At 26.3% G+C, this 18,188-nt stretch carries 19 protein-coding genes; 16 read left to right on the forward strand and 3 right to left on the reverse strand.

The features are described 5' to 3' along the window. The first annotated feature begins 100 nt into the window (after window positions 1–100). The 10 genes from ATH_RS02065 to gmk all read left to right on the forward strand — a co-directional run bounded on the left by ATH_RS02065 (window position 101) and on the right by gmk (window position 8,339). Window positions 101–376, forward strand: coding sequence for a NifU family protein (locus ATH_RS02065; RefSeq protein ID WP_066183039.1), 276 nt, complete (start codon window positions 101–103; stop codon window positions 374–376). Window position 377: 1 nt separating this feature from the next. Further along, the gene (locus tag ATH_RS02070) at window positions 378–974 is read left to right on the forward strand and encodes a hypothetical protein (RefSeq protein WP_066183042.1); all 597 of its coding nucleotides are present in this window, start codon (window positions 378–380) and stop codon (window positions 972–974) included. Further along, entirely contained in the window at window positions 952–2,232 is a 1,281-nt protein-coding gene (locus tag ATH_RS02075) for a UDP-N-acetylmuramoyl-L-alanyl-D-glutamate--2,6-diaminopimelate ligase (RefSeq protein ID WP_066183044.1), read from the forward strand. The genes ATH_RS02070 and ATH_RS02075 overlap by 23 nt, the downstream gene beginning before the upstream one ends. A gap of 216 nt (window positions 2,233–2,448) precedes the next feature. Next, window positions 2,449–2,823 (forward strand): PAS domain-containing protein, encoded by a 375-nt coding sequence (locus tag ATH_RS02080; protein ID WP_066183048.1) that lies wholly within the window; start codon window positions 2,449–2,451, stop codon window positions 2,821–2,823. Between the two features lie 13 nt (window positions 2,824–2,836). After that, the gene (locus ATH_RS02085) at window positions 2,837–4,075 is read left to right on the forward strand and encodes a methyl-accepting chemotaxis protein (protein ID WP_066389966.1); all 1,239 of its coding nucleotides are present in this window, start codon (window positions 2,837–2,839) and stop codon (window positions 4,073–4,075) included. Between the two features lie 240 nt (window positions 4,076–4,315). Beyond that, window positions 4,316–5,116 (forward strand): 30S ribosomal protein S2, encoded by an 801-nt coding sequence (gene rpsB / locus ATH_RS02090; protein WP_066183054.1) that lies wholly within the window; start codon window positions 4,316–4,318, stop codon window positions 5,114–5,116. Beyond that, on the forward strand, window positions 5,116–6,162 hold the full coding sequence (gene tsf / locus ATH_RS02095) for a translation elongation factor Ts (RefSeq protein WP_066389965.1): 1,047 nt from the start codon (window positions 5,116–5,118) through the stop codon (window positions 6,160–6,162). The genes rpsB and tsf overlap by 1 nt, the downstream gene beginning before the upstream one ends. A gap of 35 nt (window positions 6,163–6,197) precedes the next feature. Continuing rightward, window positions 6,198–6,881, forward strand: coding sequence for an ABC transporter ATP-binding protein (locus ATH_RS02100; protein ID WP_083196651.1), 684 nt, complete (start codon window positions 6,198–6,200; stop codon window positions 6,879–6,881). Then, window positions 6,878–7,717: a hypothetical protein gene (locus ATH_RS02105; RefSeq protein ID WP_066389964.1), complete on the forward strand. Its 840-nt coding sequence runs from the start codon at window positions 6,878–6,880 to the stop codon at window positions 7,715–7,717. The genes ATH_RS02100 and ATH_RS02105 overlap by 4 nt, the downstream gene beginning before the upstream one ends. A 1-nt stretch (window position 7,718) precedes the next feature. Beyond that, entirely contained in the window at window positions 7,719–8,339 is a 621-nt protein-coding gene (gene gmk, locus ATH_RS02110; protein WP_066183066.1) for a guanylate kinase, read from the forward strand. 30 nt (window positions 8,340–8,369) lie between these two features. Here gmk and ATH_RS02115 read toward each other — a convergent pair whose 3' ends face one another. Next, complete coding sequence (locus tag ATH_RS02115) at window positions 8,370–9,989, reverse strand: EAL domain-containing response regulator (protein ID WP_066389963.1); 1,620 nt, start codon at window positions 9,987–9,989, stop codon at window positions 8,370–8,372. Between the two features lie 82 nt (window positions 9,990–10,071). Between ATH_RS02115 and ATH_RS02120 the strand changes: the two genes are divergently transcribed. Beyond that, complete coding sequence (locus tag ATH_RS02120) at window positions 10,072–12,498, forward strand: heavy metal translocating P-type ATPase (RefSeq protein WP_066389959.1); 2,427 nt, start codon at window positions 10,072–10,074, stop codon at window positions 12,496–12,498. A gap of 10 nt (window positions 12,499–12,508) precedes the next feature. Next, window positions 12,509–12,733: a cbb3-type cytochrome oxidase assembly protein CcoS gene (gene ccoS, locus ATH_RS02125; protein WP_066183075.1), complete on the forward strand. Its 225-nt coding sequence runs from the start codon at window positions 12,509–12,511 to the stop codon at window positions 12,731–12,733. Window positions 12,734–12,772: 39 nt separating this feature from the next. On the opposite strand, the gene ATH_RS02130 is transcribed toward ccoS, so the two are convergent. After that, on the reverse strand, window positions 12,773–13,063 hold the full coding sequence (locus tag ATH_RS02130; protein ID WP_066183078.1) for a c-type cytochrome: 291 nt from the start codon (window positions 13,061–13,063) through the stop codon (window positions 12,773–12,775). A 168-nt stretch (window positions 13,064–13,231) separates the two neighbouring features. On the opposite strand from ATH_RS02130, the gene ATH_RS02135 reads away from it, so the two are divergent. Together ATH_RS02135 and hemH are read left to right on the forward strand one after the other, a co-directional pair. Continuing rightward, complete coding sequence (locus ATH_RS02135) at window positions 13,232–13,825, forward strand: ATP-binding cassette domain-containing protein (protein WP_066183080.1); 594 nt, start codon at window positions 13,232–13,234, stop codon at window positions 13,823–13,825. Beyond that, window positions 13,815–14,750, forward strand: a complete 936-nt coding sequence (gene hemH, locus ATH_RS02140) for a ferrochelatase (RefSeq protein WP_066183083.1) — start codon at window positions 13,815–13,817, stop codon at window positions 14,748–14,750. Before ATH_RS02135 ends, hemH begins: the two co-directional genes overlap by 11 nt. A gap of 1 nt (window position 14,751) precedes the next feature. Here the strand turns inward: hemH and ATH_RS02145 are convergent, their stop codons facing one another. Next, entirely contained in the window at window positions 14,752–15,318 is a 567-nt protein-coding gene (locus ATH_RS02145; RefSeq protein WP_066183085.1) for a YkgJ family cysteine cluster protein, read from the reverse strand. Between the two features lie 64 nt (window positions 15,319–15,382). Here ATH_RS02145 and ATH_RS02150 point away from each other — a divergent pair, with 64 nt between their 5' ends. Then, window positions 15,383–16,156, forward strand: a complete 774-nt coding sequence (locus tag ATH_RS02150) for an inositol monophosphatase family protein (protein WP_066183088.1) — start codon at window positions 15,383–15,385, stop codon at window positions 16,154–16,156. Window positions 16,157–16,227: 71 nt separating this feature from the next. Beyond that, the gene (gene glmS, locus ATH_RS02155) at window positions 16,228–18,030 is read left to right on the forward strand and encodes a glutamine--fructose-6-phosphate transaminase (isomerizing) (protein WP_066183091.1); all 1,803 of its coding nucleotides are present in this window, start codon (window positions 16,228–16,230) and stop codon (window positions 18,028–18,030) included. Window positions 18,031–18,188: the final 158 nt, after the last annotated feature.

Consider the following 18,188-nt stretch of genomic DNA (forward strand, 5'->3'; position numbering starts at 1 on the left):
CAACACTTACATTTATATTTCAAACAATAGCAGTAGTTTTAATACTATCAGCTATTGGAATATATTTTGTAAAGAGATATGAAAAAAAGGAAAAATAGAGATGTTTCCATTTACAGATGAAGATTTACAAGAGCCAGTAAAAAATATAATTACAAATAAAATTTCACCAATGCTTGCAAGAGATGGTGGAGCAATTGAGTTATTAAATATAAAAAATGCAAAAGTTTATATACAGCTACAAGGTGCCTGTGTAGGATGTAGTGCAAGTGGAAGCACTTTAAAATATGTAGTTGAAAAAGAGTTGAAAAGTGCTATTCATCCTGATTTAAAAATAATTAATGTTCCTATTGGAAAATCTGATTATTTAGAGGATTAAATTGCTAAACGAAAATAGATTATTTAATGATGCTAACTCACTATTTTTCCAAAAAAAGTTTAAAGAAGCTTTAGTTTTATATTCTGAATTATGTTTTCATTTTCCACAAAAAGATGAATATAGAATCTATGCTTTGCTTTGTGATATAGCTTTTGAAGATGTTAATAAAGCAGTCTCTTTATATGATTATTTTTCAATTTTAAAAGAAGAAAATAAAGAAGAAGCTATAAAATATGTAGAAGATACAATTGATGCATATGATGGAAATATAGAAAAAATGATGAATATTTTAAAAGACATAAGTGATTCAACAGTTGAACAACTTGATGCTATAAAATATGAAGAGTTTAAAAAAATAATTGAAAAAAGAGGTTCTTTTAAAAGAGCCTTTGAAGATATTATGTTTTCAACAAAAGTAGCAATAAATAGTAAAGTAGATTTTTATGATTTTGTAAACAATCTAATAGACAATGGGTTTGATACAACTGCTTATACATATTTAGAGGGATTTAACGAGTATTTTTCTTTTGACAAAGAGATAGAAGAACTATTTAAAAAACTTGAAAAGAGACAAAATGAAGTTAATCATAAAAGATAAAATATTTACAGATAATACAAATGACTTAGAAAAAGATAGTATATTTGTTGTTTCAAAACAAAATTCAAAGTTCGAAAATATTGCAAAAGATGGTGGATTTAAAACTATATCTTCTAATGAACTAAAAAACTATTTAGATATGAGTAGTATAAAAATCATTGGAGTAACTGGAACAAATGGTAAAACAACAACAGCTACTACAATATATAATATATTTTTAGCTCTTGGATGTAAAGTTGCATTACAAGGGACTAGAGGATTTTTTATCAATGGAGTGCAAGAAGAAGAATATTCTTTAACAACTCCTGTGCAAATTGGAAATTTTCTTAATATTCAAAAAGCAATAAACAAATCTTGTGAATTTTTCATTATGGAAGTAAGTTCTCATGCAATTGAACAAAATAGAATTGAAGGTTTAAAATTTGCATTAAAAATTCATACAAATATAACAAGAGATCATCTTGATTATCACAAAACAGTAGAAGAGTATATAAATATAAAAAATCTCTTTTTAAGTGATGAATCTTTGAAACTTGTAAATATAGATGATAAAGTTCTAAAATATAATCCTAAAAATGCTTATACTTATTCAATAATTAGTAGTTCAAATTTTAAAGTAGATTCATACAATCTTGAAAATATGATGAAAGTTGAATTTATAAATGAAAACAAGAAATATAATTTTTCATCAAAAATGTTAGGTGTTTTTAATATCTATAATCTTATGGCATCAATTTCTGCTGTAAAAATACTTACAAAAAATAGTTTTGAAGAAATTTGTGAAACTTTAAAAAACTATGGTGGAGTTAGTGGAAGAGTAGAAATTGTATCTTTAAATCCACTTGTAATTTTAGATTTTGCTCATACTCCAGATGGAATGGAAGAGGTTTTAAAAAGCTTTCCAAATAAAGATATTATTTGTGTTTTTGGTGCAGGTGGAAACCGAGATAGTGCAAAAAGACCACTTATGGGAGAAATTGCAGAGAAGTATTCTAAACACATAGTTGTAACAAGTGATAATCCAAGATTTGAAGACCCCAAAGATATCATAAAAAATATTTTATCAGGAATCAAAAATAAAATAAATGTTTTAGTAGAAGAAAATAGAAAAGAAGCTATAAAAAAAGCTATATCTTTGGCAAATGAAAATAGTGTTGTATTAGTTTTAGGAAAAGGTGATGAAGCAACACAAATTATTGGGAATGAGAAGATACATTTCTCAGATAAAGAGGAGATATTAAATATTTTAAATAAATAAAAGATATTTTCACATTTTTTTAATAATCCTATCTAGATTTCCTTAGGATATCTTTTTAGTTCTTGGTAAAACTACAATTTCTTTAAAAAGAAAAACTTCTTAATATAAAATAAATAAAAATATTCAAATAATAAAAAATTATAAGATATATAACTAAAAGTTAAAATTTCTGATACAATTTTCTTCGTAGGTAGATTAGATATAAGGGAGGATAAAGTGTCGAAAGAAGTTAAATTTGGTAAAGATATAATCTTTGTAACAGAGACAGATGAAAAAGGCATTATTATCTTTGCAAATGATGATTTTTGCAAAGTATCTGGTTATTTATTAAATGAGTTAGTTGGCAATCCACACAATATTGTTAGGCACGAAGATATGCCTAAAGATGTTTTTGCTAACTTGTGGAAAACAATAAAAAGTGGAAAAATATGGAAAGGAATAGTTAAAAATAAAACAAAGAATGGAGATTATTATTGGGTCAATGCTACAGTATATTCTTCAAAAAGTATAAATGGAGGGGTAAGATATGTTTCTGTTAGGGTAAAACCAACTGATCAAGAGATATTAGAAGCTAATAAATTATATTTATAATAAAGGAGATAAGATGTTTTTTGGTAGAGAAAAAAGATATGTTTTACAAAAATTAAGTGAAATTGAATTATATTTAAAGAATGAAACAAATTCTTTAACGATTGATGAAAATGAAACTTGTGACAAAGAGATAAAAAATAAGATAGATTCAATACTAAATATATTAAATAAAAAACATGATGATGAGCTTTTAATATATGGTGAAATCATGCTTATTTCAGAAAAAATTGGCAAAGGTATTATAGGAGATAAAATTTTCCATACAAATACTTCTAATATAAAGCTAAATTATATAGCTAAAACTATAAATAATTTGGTCTTAACTCTTCAAGATAAGATTGATAAAATCATAAGTATTCTTTGTGAATACAGTAAATATAACTATATTAATAGTTTAAATTCAGATATAGAAAATAATGATTTTAAAAAGTTATTTGAAGGTATAAATATCCTTGGACAAACTATTACAGAAATGTTACTTGAAAGTAGTTCAAATGGAACTATTCTAGAAAATAACTCTAGAATTCTTCTATATAATGTTGATATTTTAAATTCGTCTTCAAAAGAAGCAGCTTTAAATTTAGAAGAAACATCAGCAGCCTTAGATGAGATTACAAGTCAAGTAAGAAATAGTACGGATAATATTTTGAAAGTTTCAAATTTATCAAAAAATGTTAGAAAATCTTCAAGTGATGGAGAAAATTTTGCAAATCAAACAGTATTATCTATGGAAGAGATTAATAATCAAGTTGCTTTAGTAAATGAAGCAATTAGTATAATAGATAATATTGCATTTCAGACAAATATTCTTTCATTAAATGCAGCAGTAGAAGCTGCAACAGCAGGTGAAAATGGAAAAGGTTTTGCAGTTGTTGCAAGTGAAGTAAGAAATCTTGCAATTAGGAGTGCAGAAGCTACTAAAAAGATAAAAAGTATAGTAGAAACTGCAAATAAAAAAGCACAAAATGGAAAGAACATAGCTAATAATATGATTATTGGATATAAAGAGTTGAATAAAAATATTATTCAAACAATAGAACTAATAGAAGAGATTCAAGCAGTTTCAAAAGAACAACTTTTAAGAATAGAGCAGATAAATGATTCTGTGTCTGTACTTGATGAACAAACTCAAAAGAATGCTAGTGTTGCTTCTCAATCAAAAGAAGTTGCTATTACAACTGATAATATCTCAAAATTAATTGTAAATAGTGTAAATTCAAAAGAGTTTACAGGAAAGAAAAAAGTATTGTAATAAATGTAATCTATCTTAAATTTAAGATAGATTACAACTCTCATTTATCATTCAGTAAAAATTAAACAAATCTTAAAATTATTTTAGATAGAATCACGGTTCTATTTTTAAAATTAAATTTAGAAACCTCACATGTGTCAATCCTTGCTCGGGTTGTATTAAGATTTTCTTAATATTAAGGGATACAGAGGCTAAACCCTAGAAAAAAATAAAAACAAACATAATTCAAGGAGAATTACCATGGTTACAATGAAAGACCTATTAGAATGTGGAGTACATTTCGGACACCAAACAAGAAGATGGAATCCAAAAATGAAAAAATTCATTTTCGGAGTTAGAAAAAACATCTATATTATAGATTTACAAAAAACTCTAAGATATTTTAGATATACATACAATGTTGTAAAAGATAGAGCTGCTGAAGGTCAAACAATGATTTTTGTTGGTACTAAAAAACAAGCTAGTGAAACAATAAAAAAAGCTGCTGAAGCTTGTGGAATGCCATATGTAAACCATAGATGGTTAGGTGGGATGCTTACAAACTTTGGAACAATTAAAAAATCAATTAGAAAATTAGAAATTATTAAAAAAATGAGAGAAGAAGGGCAATTAGACCTTTTAACTAAAAAAGAAGCTTTAATGCTTACAAGAAAAGAAGAGAAACTAGAGCTATATCTTGGTGGAATCAAAGAGATGCATAAACTTCCAGATATGATGTTTGTTCTTGATGCTGTTAAAGAAAAAATTGCTATTGCAGAAGCTAGAAGATTAGGAATTACAGTTATTGCACCATTAGATACAAACTGTGATCCAGATGTTGTTGATTTACCAATTCCAGGAAATGATGATGCTATTAGATCAATTCACTTATTCTGCAACGAAATGTCTGCTGCTATGAATGAAGGTAAAGCAATTTTAGCTGAGAATAATGGTGAAGAAGTAGTTGAACCAGTATCTCAAGCTGAGCAAGATGAAGTTTTAGCTGAAGCTGTTGCAGAAGGTGAAGCTGAAGGAATTAATGTAGAAGGAGAAGAAGCATAATGGCAGGAGCAACACCACAACTAATCAAGGAGTTAAGAGAACTTACTGGTGCTGGTATGATGGATTGTAAAAATGCATTAAATGAGACTGGTGGAGATATTGAAAAAGCTGTTCAGGCTTTAAGAGAAGCAGGACTTGGAAAAGCTGCTAAGAAAGCTGGAAATGTAGCTGCTGAAGGACTTATTGCTATTGAAATCAATAACAATAATACAAAAGCTGTTATTTTAGAGTTAAACTCGCAAACAGATTTTGTTGCAAAAAATGATAACTTTATTAATATTACAAAAGAGATTACAGCTCATGCTTTAAACTCAAATATTTCTGATGCTGAATCATTAAATAATTCAACTATTGCAGGGCAAGAGTTTCAAACATATTTAGCAGAAAAAATTGCAACTATTGGTGAAAACTTAGTTGCTAGAAAATTGGATTCAGTTGAAGGTAATGTTGTAAATGGTTATGTACATGTTACAGGAAGAACAGGAGTTATCTTAGCTGCTAAATGTGATGAAGCTGCAAAAGAAAAAACAGCTGCTCTTTTAAGAAACATTGCAATGCATGCATCTGCTATGAAACCAACAGTTATTTCATATAAAGATTTAGATCCTGCATTTGTTGAGTCTGAAAATAGAGCTATTAGAGCAGAGATTGAAGCTGAAAACGATGAGTTAAGAAGACTTGGAAAACCTCAAAAGAAAATTCCAGACTTTGTTTCTAAATCACAATTAACAGATGAAGCAATTGCAAGTGCAAAAGCTAGATTTGAAGAAGAGTTAAAAGCTCAAGGGAAACCTGAAAAAATCTGGGCAAATATTATACCAGGACAAATTGAGAGATTTATCACTGATAATACTCAATTAGATACAAGATTTGCTCTTTTATCACAAGCTTATGTAATGAATGATAAACAAACAGTAGAACAAGCAATTGCTGAAGTTGATGCTTCTATTGAAATTACATCTTACATCAGATTTGAACTTGGTGAAGGTATTGAGAAAAAAGAAGAAGATTTTGCAGCTGAAGTTGCAAAACAAATGGGAAAATAATCTTATAGTTACTTAACTATAAAAAAGGGGATGCAGTGAGTGAAAATTTGAAAAATAGTGAAACTCCTGCATCTTTACTACTTGAAGCAAAAAACATATCACACAATTTTGATTATGAACTTTTTAAAGATATAAATTTAAAAGTAAATTCTAAAGAATCAATTGCAATTATTGGTACTAGTGGAAGTGGAAAATCTACATTTTTAAATATTTTGTCTTCACTTTTAAAGCCAACAACTGGAAATGTTGTTTTTAAAAGTAAAGATATATATTCACTAAAACAAAATGAGATATTAAATATAAGAAGAGAAGATTTTGGAATTATTTTTCAAGCACATTATCTATTTAGAGGATTTAGTGCAGAAGAAAATTTGGAAGTTGCAAAATATTTAAGCAATAAAGAGATAGACTATAATTTTTTAAAAGAGCTTGATATAGCTCATGTTTTGAATCAAGGAGTTGGAGAGCTTAGTGGTGGACAACAACAAAGATTATCTATCGCAAGAATTCTTTTAAAAAAACCAAAAATTATTTTTGCAGATGAACCAACAGGAAATTTGGATAAAGATACAGCACTTTTGGTTATGAATGCTCTATTTAAATATGTAAAAGAACAAGATGCTGCTTTAGTACTTGTAACTCACGAAGAGAGTTTAGCTTTTATGTGCGATAGAGTTTTAAAACTTGAAGAGTTTAATTTAAAGGAGATAAAAGAGTGAAACTGCTTTTGATTTGTAATACAGCAATTATAGAGCATATTTTTAATCTAGTTTGTAAAAGATTAAGTATAGATTTAATTATTGAAAAAAATACTAAAATAAAAGATAAATATGATTTTATAGTAGTGGATCAACCTTTTATTGGAAATGACTCAGCAAGTTTAAGAAAACTTGCAAAAATGTTATTGTTTATTAGCTCAGAAGAGATAGATTATAACTTGCAAAAAGATTACTTAATTCCAAGACCTTTTTTACCAACAAAACTTGAAGCAATTTTAAAAGAACAAATTGAAATATTAAAACAAAAAATAGAAAATAATCATAATCTAGTAGATTTTGTAGAAGAAACTAAAGTTAATTTGGATTCTAAGAATAGTGAAATAGTAGAAGATAAAGAAGATGAAACATTAAGTGAAGATTTTTTTGAAACTTTAATTGATGATGATTTCGATAGTAGTTTTTTTAGTGATGATAAAAATAGCGATGATGAGAGTATAATTTCACTTGATAGCATTAGACAAGGTGGAGTTTTAGATGCGAATGAAATTAAAAAGATAAATAATGTTTTAAATGAAGATTCTGAAAGTACTGAAGAAGTTGAAGTAAAAGTTATAGATGATTCAGATTGGAAAGATATATCTGAAATAATAGATGATGCTTTAGAAGAGGTAAAAGAGTTTGAATTTGAAATAAGTAAAGAGGATTATCATTTAATATTAAATAGACATAAAATGGATGATATAAAACCACTTTTATTAAAATTAAATCAAGACTTAATTGATAGATTAACAAGAAATGAAACAATAAATTTGAAAATATCTTTAAAGGAGTCTTAAAATGTATGAAATAAAAGGTGCTATTTTAATTGTTTCAGGACCAAGTGGATGTGGAAAATCAACTCTTTTAAGAGATGTTTTCAAAAATATTCCAAATAGCTATTTTTCTATTTCAACAACAACAAGAGCCCCAAGAGATGGAGAAATAAATGGTATTGATTACTTTTTTGTAAGCAAAGAAGAGTTTGAAAAAGATATCAAAAATGCAAATTTTTTAGAGTATGCAAAAGTTCATGATAATTATTATGGAACTTCTTTAAAGCCTGTTATTGAAGCATTAAATGAAGGAAAACTAGTTGTTTTTGATATAGATGTTCAAGGTCATAAGATTATTAGAAAAAAACTACATAATGTAGTGACTTCTGTTTTTATAACAACACCAACACTAAAAATATTAGAGCAAAGATTAACTTCAAGAGATACAGATAGCCAAGATATTATTGAAAAAAGAATTAAAAATGCAAAAAATGAAGTAGAAGAATTTTTGGATTATGATTATTTAATTATAAATGAAAAACTTGATAAAGCTTCAAATGAGTTAGTTTCAATAGCCAGAGTTGCTAGAATTAAATCAAAATTATTTGAAAAAGATGAAATTTTAAATAGTTGGTTGGATTTATAAAAAGAGAAGAAGATAATTTAAACTAATAACTTAAATTATCTCTTCAAAAGTTAAAGGCATATCGAAAAAATATCCTTGAGAACAATCTATATTTAGCTCATTTACTTTATGATAAATACTTTCAGTTGCCACAAATTCTGCTACTGTTTTTATGCCAAAGTTCTTAGCAATACTTACAATTGTTTTTACAATTACCTCTAAATCTTTTGAATTATGAACATCTTTTATTAAAGAACCATCAATTTTTACAAAGTCTATTGCTAGTTTTGATAATATATGGAAATTTGAGTAACCAGCACCAAAATCATCAATTCCTACTATGCAACCATATTTATAAACATTAGATATAAAATTTTTAATAAGATTAAAATCAGATATCTCTTCAGATTCTAAAACTTCAAATTCAAAACTATTTGCATATTTTTTATTTGTCTCTAAAAAATCATAAATATATTTTGTAGTTTTTTCATCAATTAAATCAATATAAGATATATTTACAGATACTTTTTTATTTTTCTCTTTTATAAGTTTTAATGAATCATCAAGAATTACTTTTATTATATTTGGATACATTTTTGTTTTTTTTGCAACTTCTAAAAACTCAAATGGACCATGAACTTTACCACAAGGAGCGATATATCTGATTAGTGCTTCATATTTCAAAACTTCTTTTGATTTTGTATCTACAATAGGTTGAAAATAAGCTTTTAAAAGATTCTCTTTAAATCCTATTTTTAACTGCTTTATCCAAGTAATATTATCTTCAAATGATTTATGAATATTATAAGAATCATCATAAATCATAATCTTTTGGAATTTTTTTCTAGCATAGTTTATAATTCTTTTTGTATATTTATATGCTTGTTCGCCTTTTCCATTTGCTAAACCTATTGTTATGTTTACATCAATTTCATTGTCATCAATTAAAAAAACATCATTTTCTATTTTTTCTAAAAACTCTTTACAAATAGCAAAAAAAGTCTCTATTTCTAAATAGTCTTTTGGAACAATTGCGAATTTATCTGATTCAATTCTATATAATAAGAATTTACTTTGAGAAAAAAATTCTCTCATTTTTTGAGAAAATAAAATTAAGATTTTATCTCCAATTGCTTCACCAAAAAGATCATTTGTCGCTACAAATTCATCTAAATCAACTAAAGCCATAAGATCACTATTTGTATTATTAAAATCTCTTAGAAGTTTATTCTTATTTGCAAGATTTGTAAGATTGTCTGTATATAAATCTTTTAATTCATGATAATTTAATGATTGATTCATAGCTTGAATAAGTTTTGAAATATCAACAGGTTTTAAAACATATTTATCTACACCAATATTTATAGCTTCAAGTAAATACTCTTTATTTGAAAAAGCAGTTGTGATAATAATAGGAATCTTCTTATTTATCTTTTTAATTTTTTTGATCATATCCATACCATTTAAATGAGGCATATTTATATCAGTTATTATTAAATCAATATTATCTTGATGTTCCAAAAATAGATTAAAAGCTTCTTCACCATTTGAAGCTATATATTGTGCTTTTGTAAATGATTTTAAAAAACCAGCAGTAATATCTCTTAACTCTTTTTCATCTTCAGCATATAAAACTGTAATATTTTTTAGTGTTTCTATCTCTTTATTCATTAAACCACTCTTTGAAAATTAATAAGATATAATACTAAAAGTTTTTTATAGCAAGTTGAATTATTATATAGGAGATATATTTTTGTCAAAAATAGTATGTAATCACTGTCATTTATCATTTGAAGAAAGTGTTATGATAAAAGATGGTGATATGAATTTTTGTTGTGGTGGCTGTCAAACTGTTTTTCATATATTAAAAGAAGAAAATCTTGACTCTTTTTATGAAAAGTTAGGAAATAAAAGTATAAAAGCACCTTTACAAGTATCAAATAGAGATTTAGAAAAGTTTGATTCACAAAATTTCCTAAATAACTATACAACAAAAACAAAAGATGGATTTACTCAAATTGACCTTATTCTTGAAGGTATTCACTGTGCAGCCTGTGTATGGCTAAATGAAAAGATTTTATATGATACAAAAGGTGTTGTAGAAGCAGATATAAATTTTACAACAAATAAAGCTAGGGTTATTTTTAATAGAGATTTAATAAATTTAAGCCAAATTATAAAAAAGATTAGAAGTATAGGTTACAACGCTTATGCTTATGATTCAACTCTTGCAAATGAACAAGCAAATAAAGCAAAACAAGACTTCTTCGTAAAAATTATGGTTGCAGTTGTTTGTACTATGAATATTATGATGCTTAGTGTTGGTAAATATACAGGATTTTTTACTGGAATGAGTAATGATGTAAAAGATATGATACATTTTGCAGAGTTTATTCTTACAACACCTGTACTATTTTATAGTGGATTTGTATTCTATAAAGGTGCATACTATGGAATAAAAAATCGTATAGTAAATATGGATTTACTTGTAAGTACTGGTGCTAGTTTAACTTATCTTTATTCTTTGAGTGTTTTATTTGGAGCAAAAGGAGAGAGCTATTTTGATTCTGTGGCTATGATTATTACTTTTGTATTAATTGGAAAATATCTTGAAGTAATTGGTAAAAAATCAGCAATTGATACTTTAGATAAAATAAAATCAACATTACCACTTGAAACAACAGTTGTAAAAGATGGAATAAAAGAGATAAAAGCTTTAAATGAGATAGAAATAGGTGATATTGTTGAGATTAAGATTGGAGAAAAAGTACCAGTTGATGGAAAAATAGTTTTTGGTTCATCATCTTTTGATGAATCAAGTTTAACAGGAGAATCTATTCCAGTTTATAAAAAAACTGGAGATACTTTATATAGTGGAACAATTATTTTAGACTCTTTAGTTCATTATGAAGTTACAAAAGATTTTAAAAATTCAACTTTTTCATCTATTGTTACACTTTTAGAAGATTCATTAAATTCAAAACCAAAAATTCAAACTTTGGCAAATCAACTTTCAAGAGGATTTAGTCTAATTATTCTATCTATTGCATTTGCTACATTTTTAGTTTGGTACTATTTTGGTCTTGATTTAGGATTCTATTTTGAAAATACAAATCAATTTGAAAGATCATTTATAACAGCTGTTTCAGTAGTTGTTATTGCGTGTCCTTGTGCTTTAGCTCTTGCAACTCCAATGGCAAGTTTAGTTGGAATTAGTGAATTAGCAAAGAAATCTTTACTTTTTAAAGAGGCAAAATATATTGAAACTTTGGCAAATGCAAATCTTGTAGTTTTTGATAAAACAGGAACTCTCACAAAAGGAGAACTAGAAGTAAGCCATGTAGATTTTTTCTCTAAAGAGCAAAAAAACATTGATATTCTTTACTCTTTACTTGATAGTTCAACTCATCCAGTTAGTCTTGCAGTTAAAAGATATATTGAAGATAATTTTGAAATAAAAACTCAAGTTTTATTAGAAGAGATTCAAAATGTTGAAGCAAAAGGATTAAAAGCAAAATATGAGGATATTGAAGTTTTAGGTGGAAATCAAGCTTTAATAGATGATTTTAATATAGATTTTAATAGTGAAACAAAAACTACACAATATATTTTTGCTATTGGTAATAAAGTTATTGCAAATTTTGAATTAAAAGATGAGATAAAAGATGATGCAAAAGAGTTAATAGATTATTTAAAATCACAAAATATTGATATTATGATGCTTACAGGAGATAATGATTTTGTAGCAAAAAATGTTGCAAATAGTTTAGAGATAAAAAACTATAAAGCACATTTAAGTCCAAAAGATAAAGCAGAATTTATAAAATTACAAAAAGATAGTGGAAAAATTGTTGTTATGGTTGGTGATGGAGTAAATGATAGTGTTGCTCTTAGTTTTAGTGATGTTGCAATAGCTATGGGAAATGGAGCAGATGTTTCAATGATGGTTTCAGATATTGTTTTATTAAGTTCAAAATTAAAATCTCTAAAAGATGCATTTATAATCTCTAAAAAGACATATAAGCATATAAAACAAAATTTATCTTTCTCTTTGATTTATAATGCACTTACAATCCCAATAGCAATGAGTGGATATATAATCCCACTGTTTGCAGCACTTTCAATGAGTTTAAGCTCTTTGGTGGTAGTATTTAATTCACTAAGAATAAGATTAAAATAAGGAAACAATAATGATTGATGATACACTATTTTTTATGTTAATGGTAGGTTTAGCAGTTTCTGGACTGATGCTTTTACTTTTTATTTGGGCTGCAAAATCAGGACAGTTTGATGATTCAAGTAAAGTTACTCAAGGTTTACTTTTTGATAGTGAAGATGATTTAAATGATGCCGTAAAAAAAGAGAACTCTATAAAAGAAGCAAAATCTCAAATAAATAAAAAGGGGAAAGAGTAAAACTCTCTCCCCTTTTAATAAAGATAAATAATCTTTAAATTATTTACCCATATAGTCAGCTAAAGCTTGGATATCAGCATCTGATAATCTAGCAACTTGACCTTTCATAAGACCTTTTAAAGGACCACCATAAGAACCATCTTTATAACCATTTAAAGCTTTTACGATTTCCGCTTTTGTTTGGTTAGCTGGAATATGAGATTTATTTTGAGTAGTGATATTTGTTTCACCTTTAACACCATGACATGCTTTACACGCATTATATGCAGCTGGGGCAGCAGCAAATGCAAAACCTGCTAAAGCAACTGTAGCTAAAACGATTTTTTTCATTTTTCATCCTTAATTTTTAATAAGCCGTATCTTAACTTATTTTTCTTTTTATTTATCTTAATAAAGATAAGATAATATATAAGAAAATCTTAATTTAGCTATCTTATATATATTAGGAATAAAGCCTATATTTAATATATTACAAAATAAAATAAAAAGGAAATTTCTTTGAATGATTTTGTTTTAGATATAAAAAATCTTAACTTTGCTTATAAAAAAAATCATCTAATATTTGAGAATTTTAATTTAAATATAAAAAAAGGTGAATTAAAAACAATTTTAGGAAAAAGTGGAAGTGGAAAATCTACACTTTTTGAACTTATTTTAGGAAATTTAAAAGCACAAAGTGGAGAGATAAATAAAAAATCTGTATCAATTATTTTTCAAGATCCATTTTCATCATTTCATCCAACATATACAATTTATGAACAGATAAAAGATGTATTAAAAAGAGATTTTAAAGACGAAGTTGATACTATTTTGCCAAAATTAAAACTAGAAGATAGTTTTTTATATAAAAAACCGTTTGAACTAAGTGGTGGACAACTGCAAAGATGTTCAATCTTAAGAGCAATTTTACAAAAGCCAGATTTGATTTTACTTGATGAGCCGACTTCTGCACTTGATAATATAACAGCTTATGAAACAATGAAGTTGATTTTAACTTTGCTTGATAGTTGTGCAATTTTATTGGTAACTCATGATTTAGATCTGGCTTCTTGGTGTAGTGATAATATTATAAGGTTAGAAAATGGAAAATAAGAAAAAAGCTTTGGTTCTACTAAATATGGGTGGAGCAAGAAATAAAGATGAGTTAAAGATGTTTCTTAAAAATATGTTTAATGATAAAAATATTTTAACAATAAATTCAAATTTTTTAAGAAAGTTAATAGCTTTTATAATCACAAAAAGAAGATTAAATGAAGCTTGGAAAAACTATGAATTAATTGGAAATCAATCTCCTATAAATCCTTTGACAGAAAAACTTGTATCAAAATGTAATGAAGAGATAAAAGATTTTAAAACTTATCAAGCTATGAGATACACTCCACCTTTTGCAAAAGATGTTATAAAAGAGATATTAGAAGATGGAATAGAAGAGATAGTTTTACTTCCACTTTATCCACAGTTTTCAACAACAACTACAAAATCATCTGTTGAAGATTTTATAGATTATTTACCATATAGTTTTGGACAAAATATAAGATATATAGATAATTTTTATAAAAATGAAGTTTTTAATTTATGTATTGTAAATGAGATTAAAAGAAATATAGAAGAAAATGAAGATTATAGTTTAATATTTTCAGCTCACGGTTTACCACAAAAGATAGTTGATAAAGATGATCCTTATGAGGAACAAATGAAAGAGCATGTAGCGATATTATCACAAATGCTTAAAGAAAAAGGATTGAACTTTAAATCAATTAATCTTGCATATCAATCAAAAGTAGGACCAATGAAATGGCTTGAACCATCTTTAGATGAAAAGCTAAAAGAGTTTAAAAATGAAAAAGTTTTAATCTATCCACTCTCTTTTATAGTTGATAACTCTGAAACAGATTTTGAATTAGCTATTGAATACAAACATATTGCAGATAATTTAGGAATAAAAGAGTATAAAGTTTGTAAGTGTGTGAATGATAGTAAGGCTTTTATAGAAGCTATAAAAGATATTATAAAATAGATTATAATATCTTATAGTTTTTTAAATTTTTTAAAGATTTTTTATGATAAGTCAAATATCGTGAAGAATCTTTTCCAATATATTTATAAAAATCAATAGCTTTTATTGTAAATACTTTTTTAAAATCATTTTTATTTAAGTTTTCAAATAAATAGTGAGTTTCAATATATTTATCTTGATAATTTTTAAAATCATAATTTAAAAGTGTTATTTTATTCTCTCCTTTATAAACTTCAGGACAAGAGTTATCAATATATATTTTATTGTCTATATTTGGACTAAATGGGTAGTTTTTACATACCTTTGGTCTATTTTTATAAATACTACAAATATTGTTTTTAAGATAGAAACAAGAGTTAAAACCATCTGATAATAAAATAACAGGTTTTAAAAAATTTAAATTTCCAAAAATAAAAAGAATAGGGAAAATTTCATATAAAGTTTCAAACTCTTCTTTAAGTATTTGTGAAAATATTGTTCCGTTTTCTCCTTTGCAACATTTTGCATCACAATTTTCACAAGAACCAAAATTTATGGAATTATTATCTATTTGAATAAAGTTTTTCATTTTGAAATATTACATATTTTTTGCTTGAATTAGATAAAATAGATAAAACTTATAAGGGAAAATTATGAAAAAAAGATTAATCAAAATAGTAAAAAAAGCTGGAAAAATTTTAAAAAAAGGCTATTACTCTGATAAGTCTGTAAGATTTAAAGCAAAAAAAGATTTAGTAACAATTTATGATTTAGCTGTGGAAAAATATTTAAAAAAAGAGTTTAGTAAATATTTTAAAGAGTTTAATATAATAGCAGAAGAATCAAACAACAATAACATAGAGTTTGGAAATTCAATAATAATAGATCCAATAGATGGAACTACAAACTTCGTAAATAAAGTTCCACATACTGCAATAAGTGTAGGAGTTTATAAAGATAAAAAACCTTATATGGCTATTGTTTATAATCCTATTTTAAATGAACTTTATTATGCAAAAAAAGATCATGGAGCTTTTTTAAATGGAAAAAGAATAAGTGTAAGTAAAGAAGATGATTTACAAAAATCACTTCTAGCAACAGGTTTTCCATATAGTAGTGGAGAAAATGTAGATGATTTAAATGATGTTGTAGGAAAAATAAAAAATGTTTTACCCCATTGTCAAGATATAAGAAGACTAGGAAGTGCTTCAATAGATCTTTGTATGGTTGCAAAAGGTGTTTTTGAAGGATATTATGAGATGAATTTAAAAGCTTGGGATGTAAGTGCTGGAATTTTAATTTTAAGTGAAGCTGGTGGAAAAGTTACAAATATAAATTCAGAAGAGTATAAACTTTTTGAAGATAAATATATAGTTGCTACAAATTCATATATTCATGAAAAACTACTAAATAAACTTGATATTTAGTAATTTTTAGCTATTATCTTAGCTTTTAATAAATAAAATTCTTAATAAAAATATATGTAAGGGAAATAAATATGTGTGGAATTGTTGGATATATTGGTAAACAAGATAGTTGTAAAATTCTACTTGATGGATTAAAAGAGCTAGAATATAGAGGATATGATAGTGCAGGAATTGCAGCTTTAAATGATAAAGGGATAGATGTATTTAAAGCAGTTGGTAAACTTGTAAATCTTGAAGATAAAGTTAATGAATCTAAAAATGGTATTTATAATCTTGGAATAGGGCATACAAGATGGGCAACTCATGGTAAACCAACAGAAGTGAATGCTCATCCACACCTAGGCGAATACTCTTATGTTGTACATAATGGAATCATTGAAAATTATAAAGAGCTAAAAGACGAGCTTTTATCTTTTGGACATAAGTTTATATCTCAAACTGATACAGAAGTTATAGTTCATCTTTTTGAACACTATAATAACAGTTTAAAAGATTCAAAGAAAGCTTTTCAAGAGACTATAAAAAGGCTTGAAGGTGCTTTTGCAATACTTTTAATTACAAAAGATGAACCAGAAAAGATATTTTTCTATAAGCTAGGAAGTCCTATGATTGTAGCTCGAGGATTAGAAGAAAATGAAGTGTTATTTGCTTCATCAGATTCAGCTTTAATCGGACTTGCAAGTGATGTTGTATATCTTGATGATAGAGTTGGTGGAATTGCTACAAAAAACAATATTGAGTTTTTTTCACAAAATATTCTTTGGTCAAAACTTCCAAGTTCAAAACAAACTGCTCAGAAAAATGGTTTTAGATATTTTATGGAGAAAGAGATTTATGAGCAAAGTGTCGTTGTAAGCGATACAATGTTAGGTCGAGTAAAAGATAGTGAAATAAATTTTGATGAGATAAATTCAACTATTCTTGAAGGAATTACAGAGATTAAAATTTGTGCTTGTGGTACTTCATATCATGCTGGTTTAGTATCTTCATATCTTTTTGAAAGAGTTGCAAAATTAAAATGTTCTGTTGAGGTTGCAAGTGAATTTAGATATAAAGAACCTCTTTTAACAAAAAATACACTTTTTATAGTAATTTCGCAAAGTGGTGAAACAGCCGATACTCTTGAAGCTTTAAAAATGGCAAAAGAGGCTGGACTTAAAACATTAGTAATTTGTAATGTTGATAACTCATCAATGACAAGAGTTGCAGAACATACAATTTTAACAAGAGCAGGTATTGAAAAAGGTGTGGCTTCGACTAAAGCATTTTCTACTCAGACTGTTGTTTTATGGATGTTAAGTCTTTATTTTGCAAAACTTAAAAATAGTATTTCTAAAGAGTTTTTAGAAAAAGAGATTCAAACTTTAAGAGAAGTTCCAAAAGCTTTAAAAGTTTATGAAAGTATTCATGAAAAAGCAAAAAGATTATCAAAAAGATATCTTCATGGACATGGGTTCTTCTTTATAGGAAGAGATGTGTTTTATCCTTTAGCACTTGAAGGAGCTTTAAAATTAAAAGAGATATCTTATTTACATGCTGAAGGTTATCCAGCTGGTGAGATGAAACATGGTCCAATTGCTCTTGCTGATCCAGAACTATTTACAATTGCTTTAATGCCAAAAACTATGTTGTATGATAAAATCAAATCAAATGTTGAAGAACTAAGTGCAAGAGATAGTACAATTTGTGCAATCTCTCCACTTGATTTTGAATTAGCAGATGATTTTATAAAAATTAATGATTGTGAACATTATATGCTAGAGTTTTTTGAAATGCTTATTGCTTTACAGCTTTTATCAATGGAAATTTCAATTAGACTTGAAAATGATGTTGATATGCCAAGAAATTTAGCAAAATCAGTAACTGTTGAATAATAAAATCTATATCAAAGAAAAAGTTTGTTAAAGTTACAAACTTTTTCTTTAAATTTTAATATTTTTAGAAAAAATAATTCTTTATATTTTATTTTAGTTTCTTAATAAAAGAACTTTTTAAATGGAAAACAAAGGATGGAAAACAATTCAAGCAAAAG

Origin of the sequence: Aliarcobacter thereius LMG 24486 (genome assembly GCF_004214815.1) — a bacterium.
GTDB lineage: Bacteria > Campylobacterota > Campylobacteria > Campylobacterales > Arcobacteraceae > Aliarcobacter > Aliarcobacter thereius.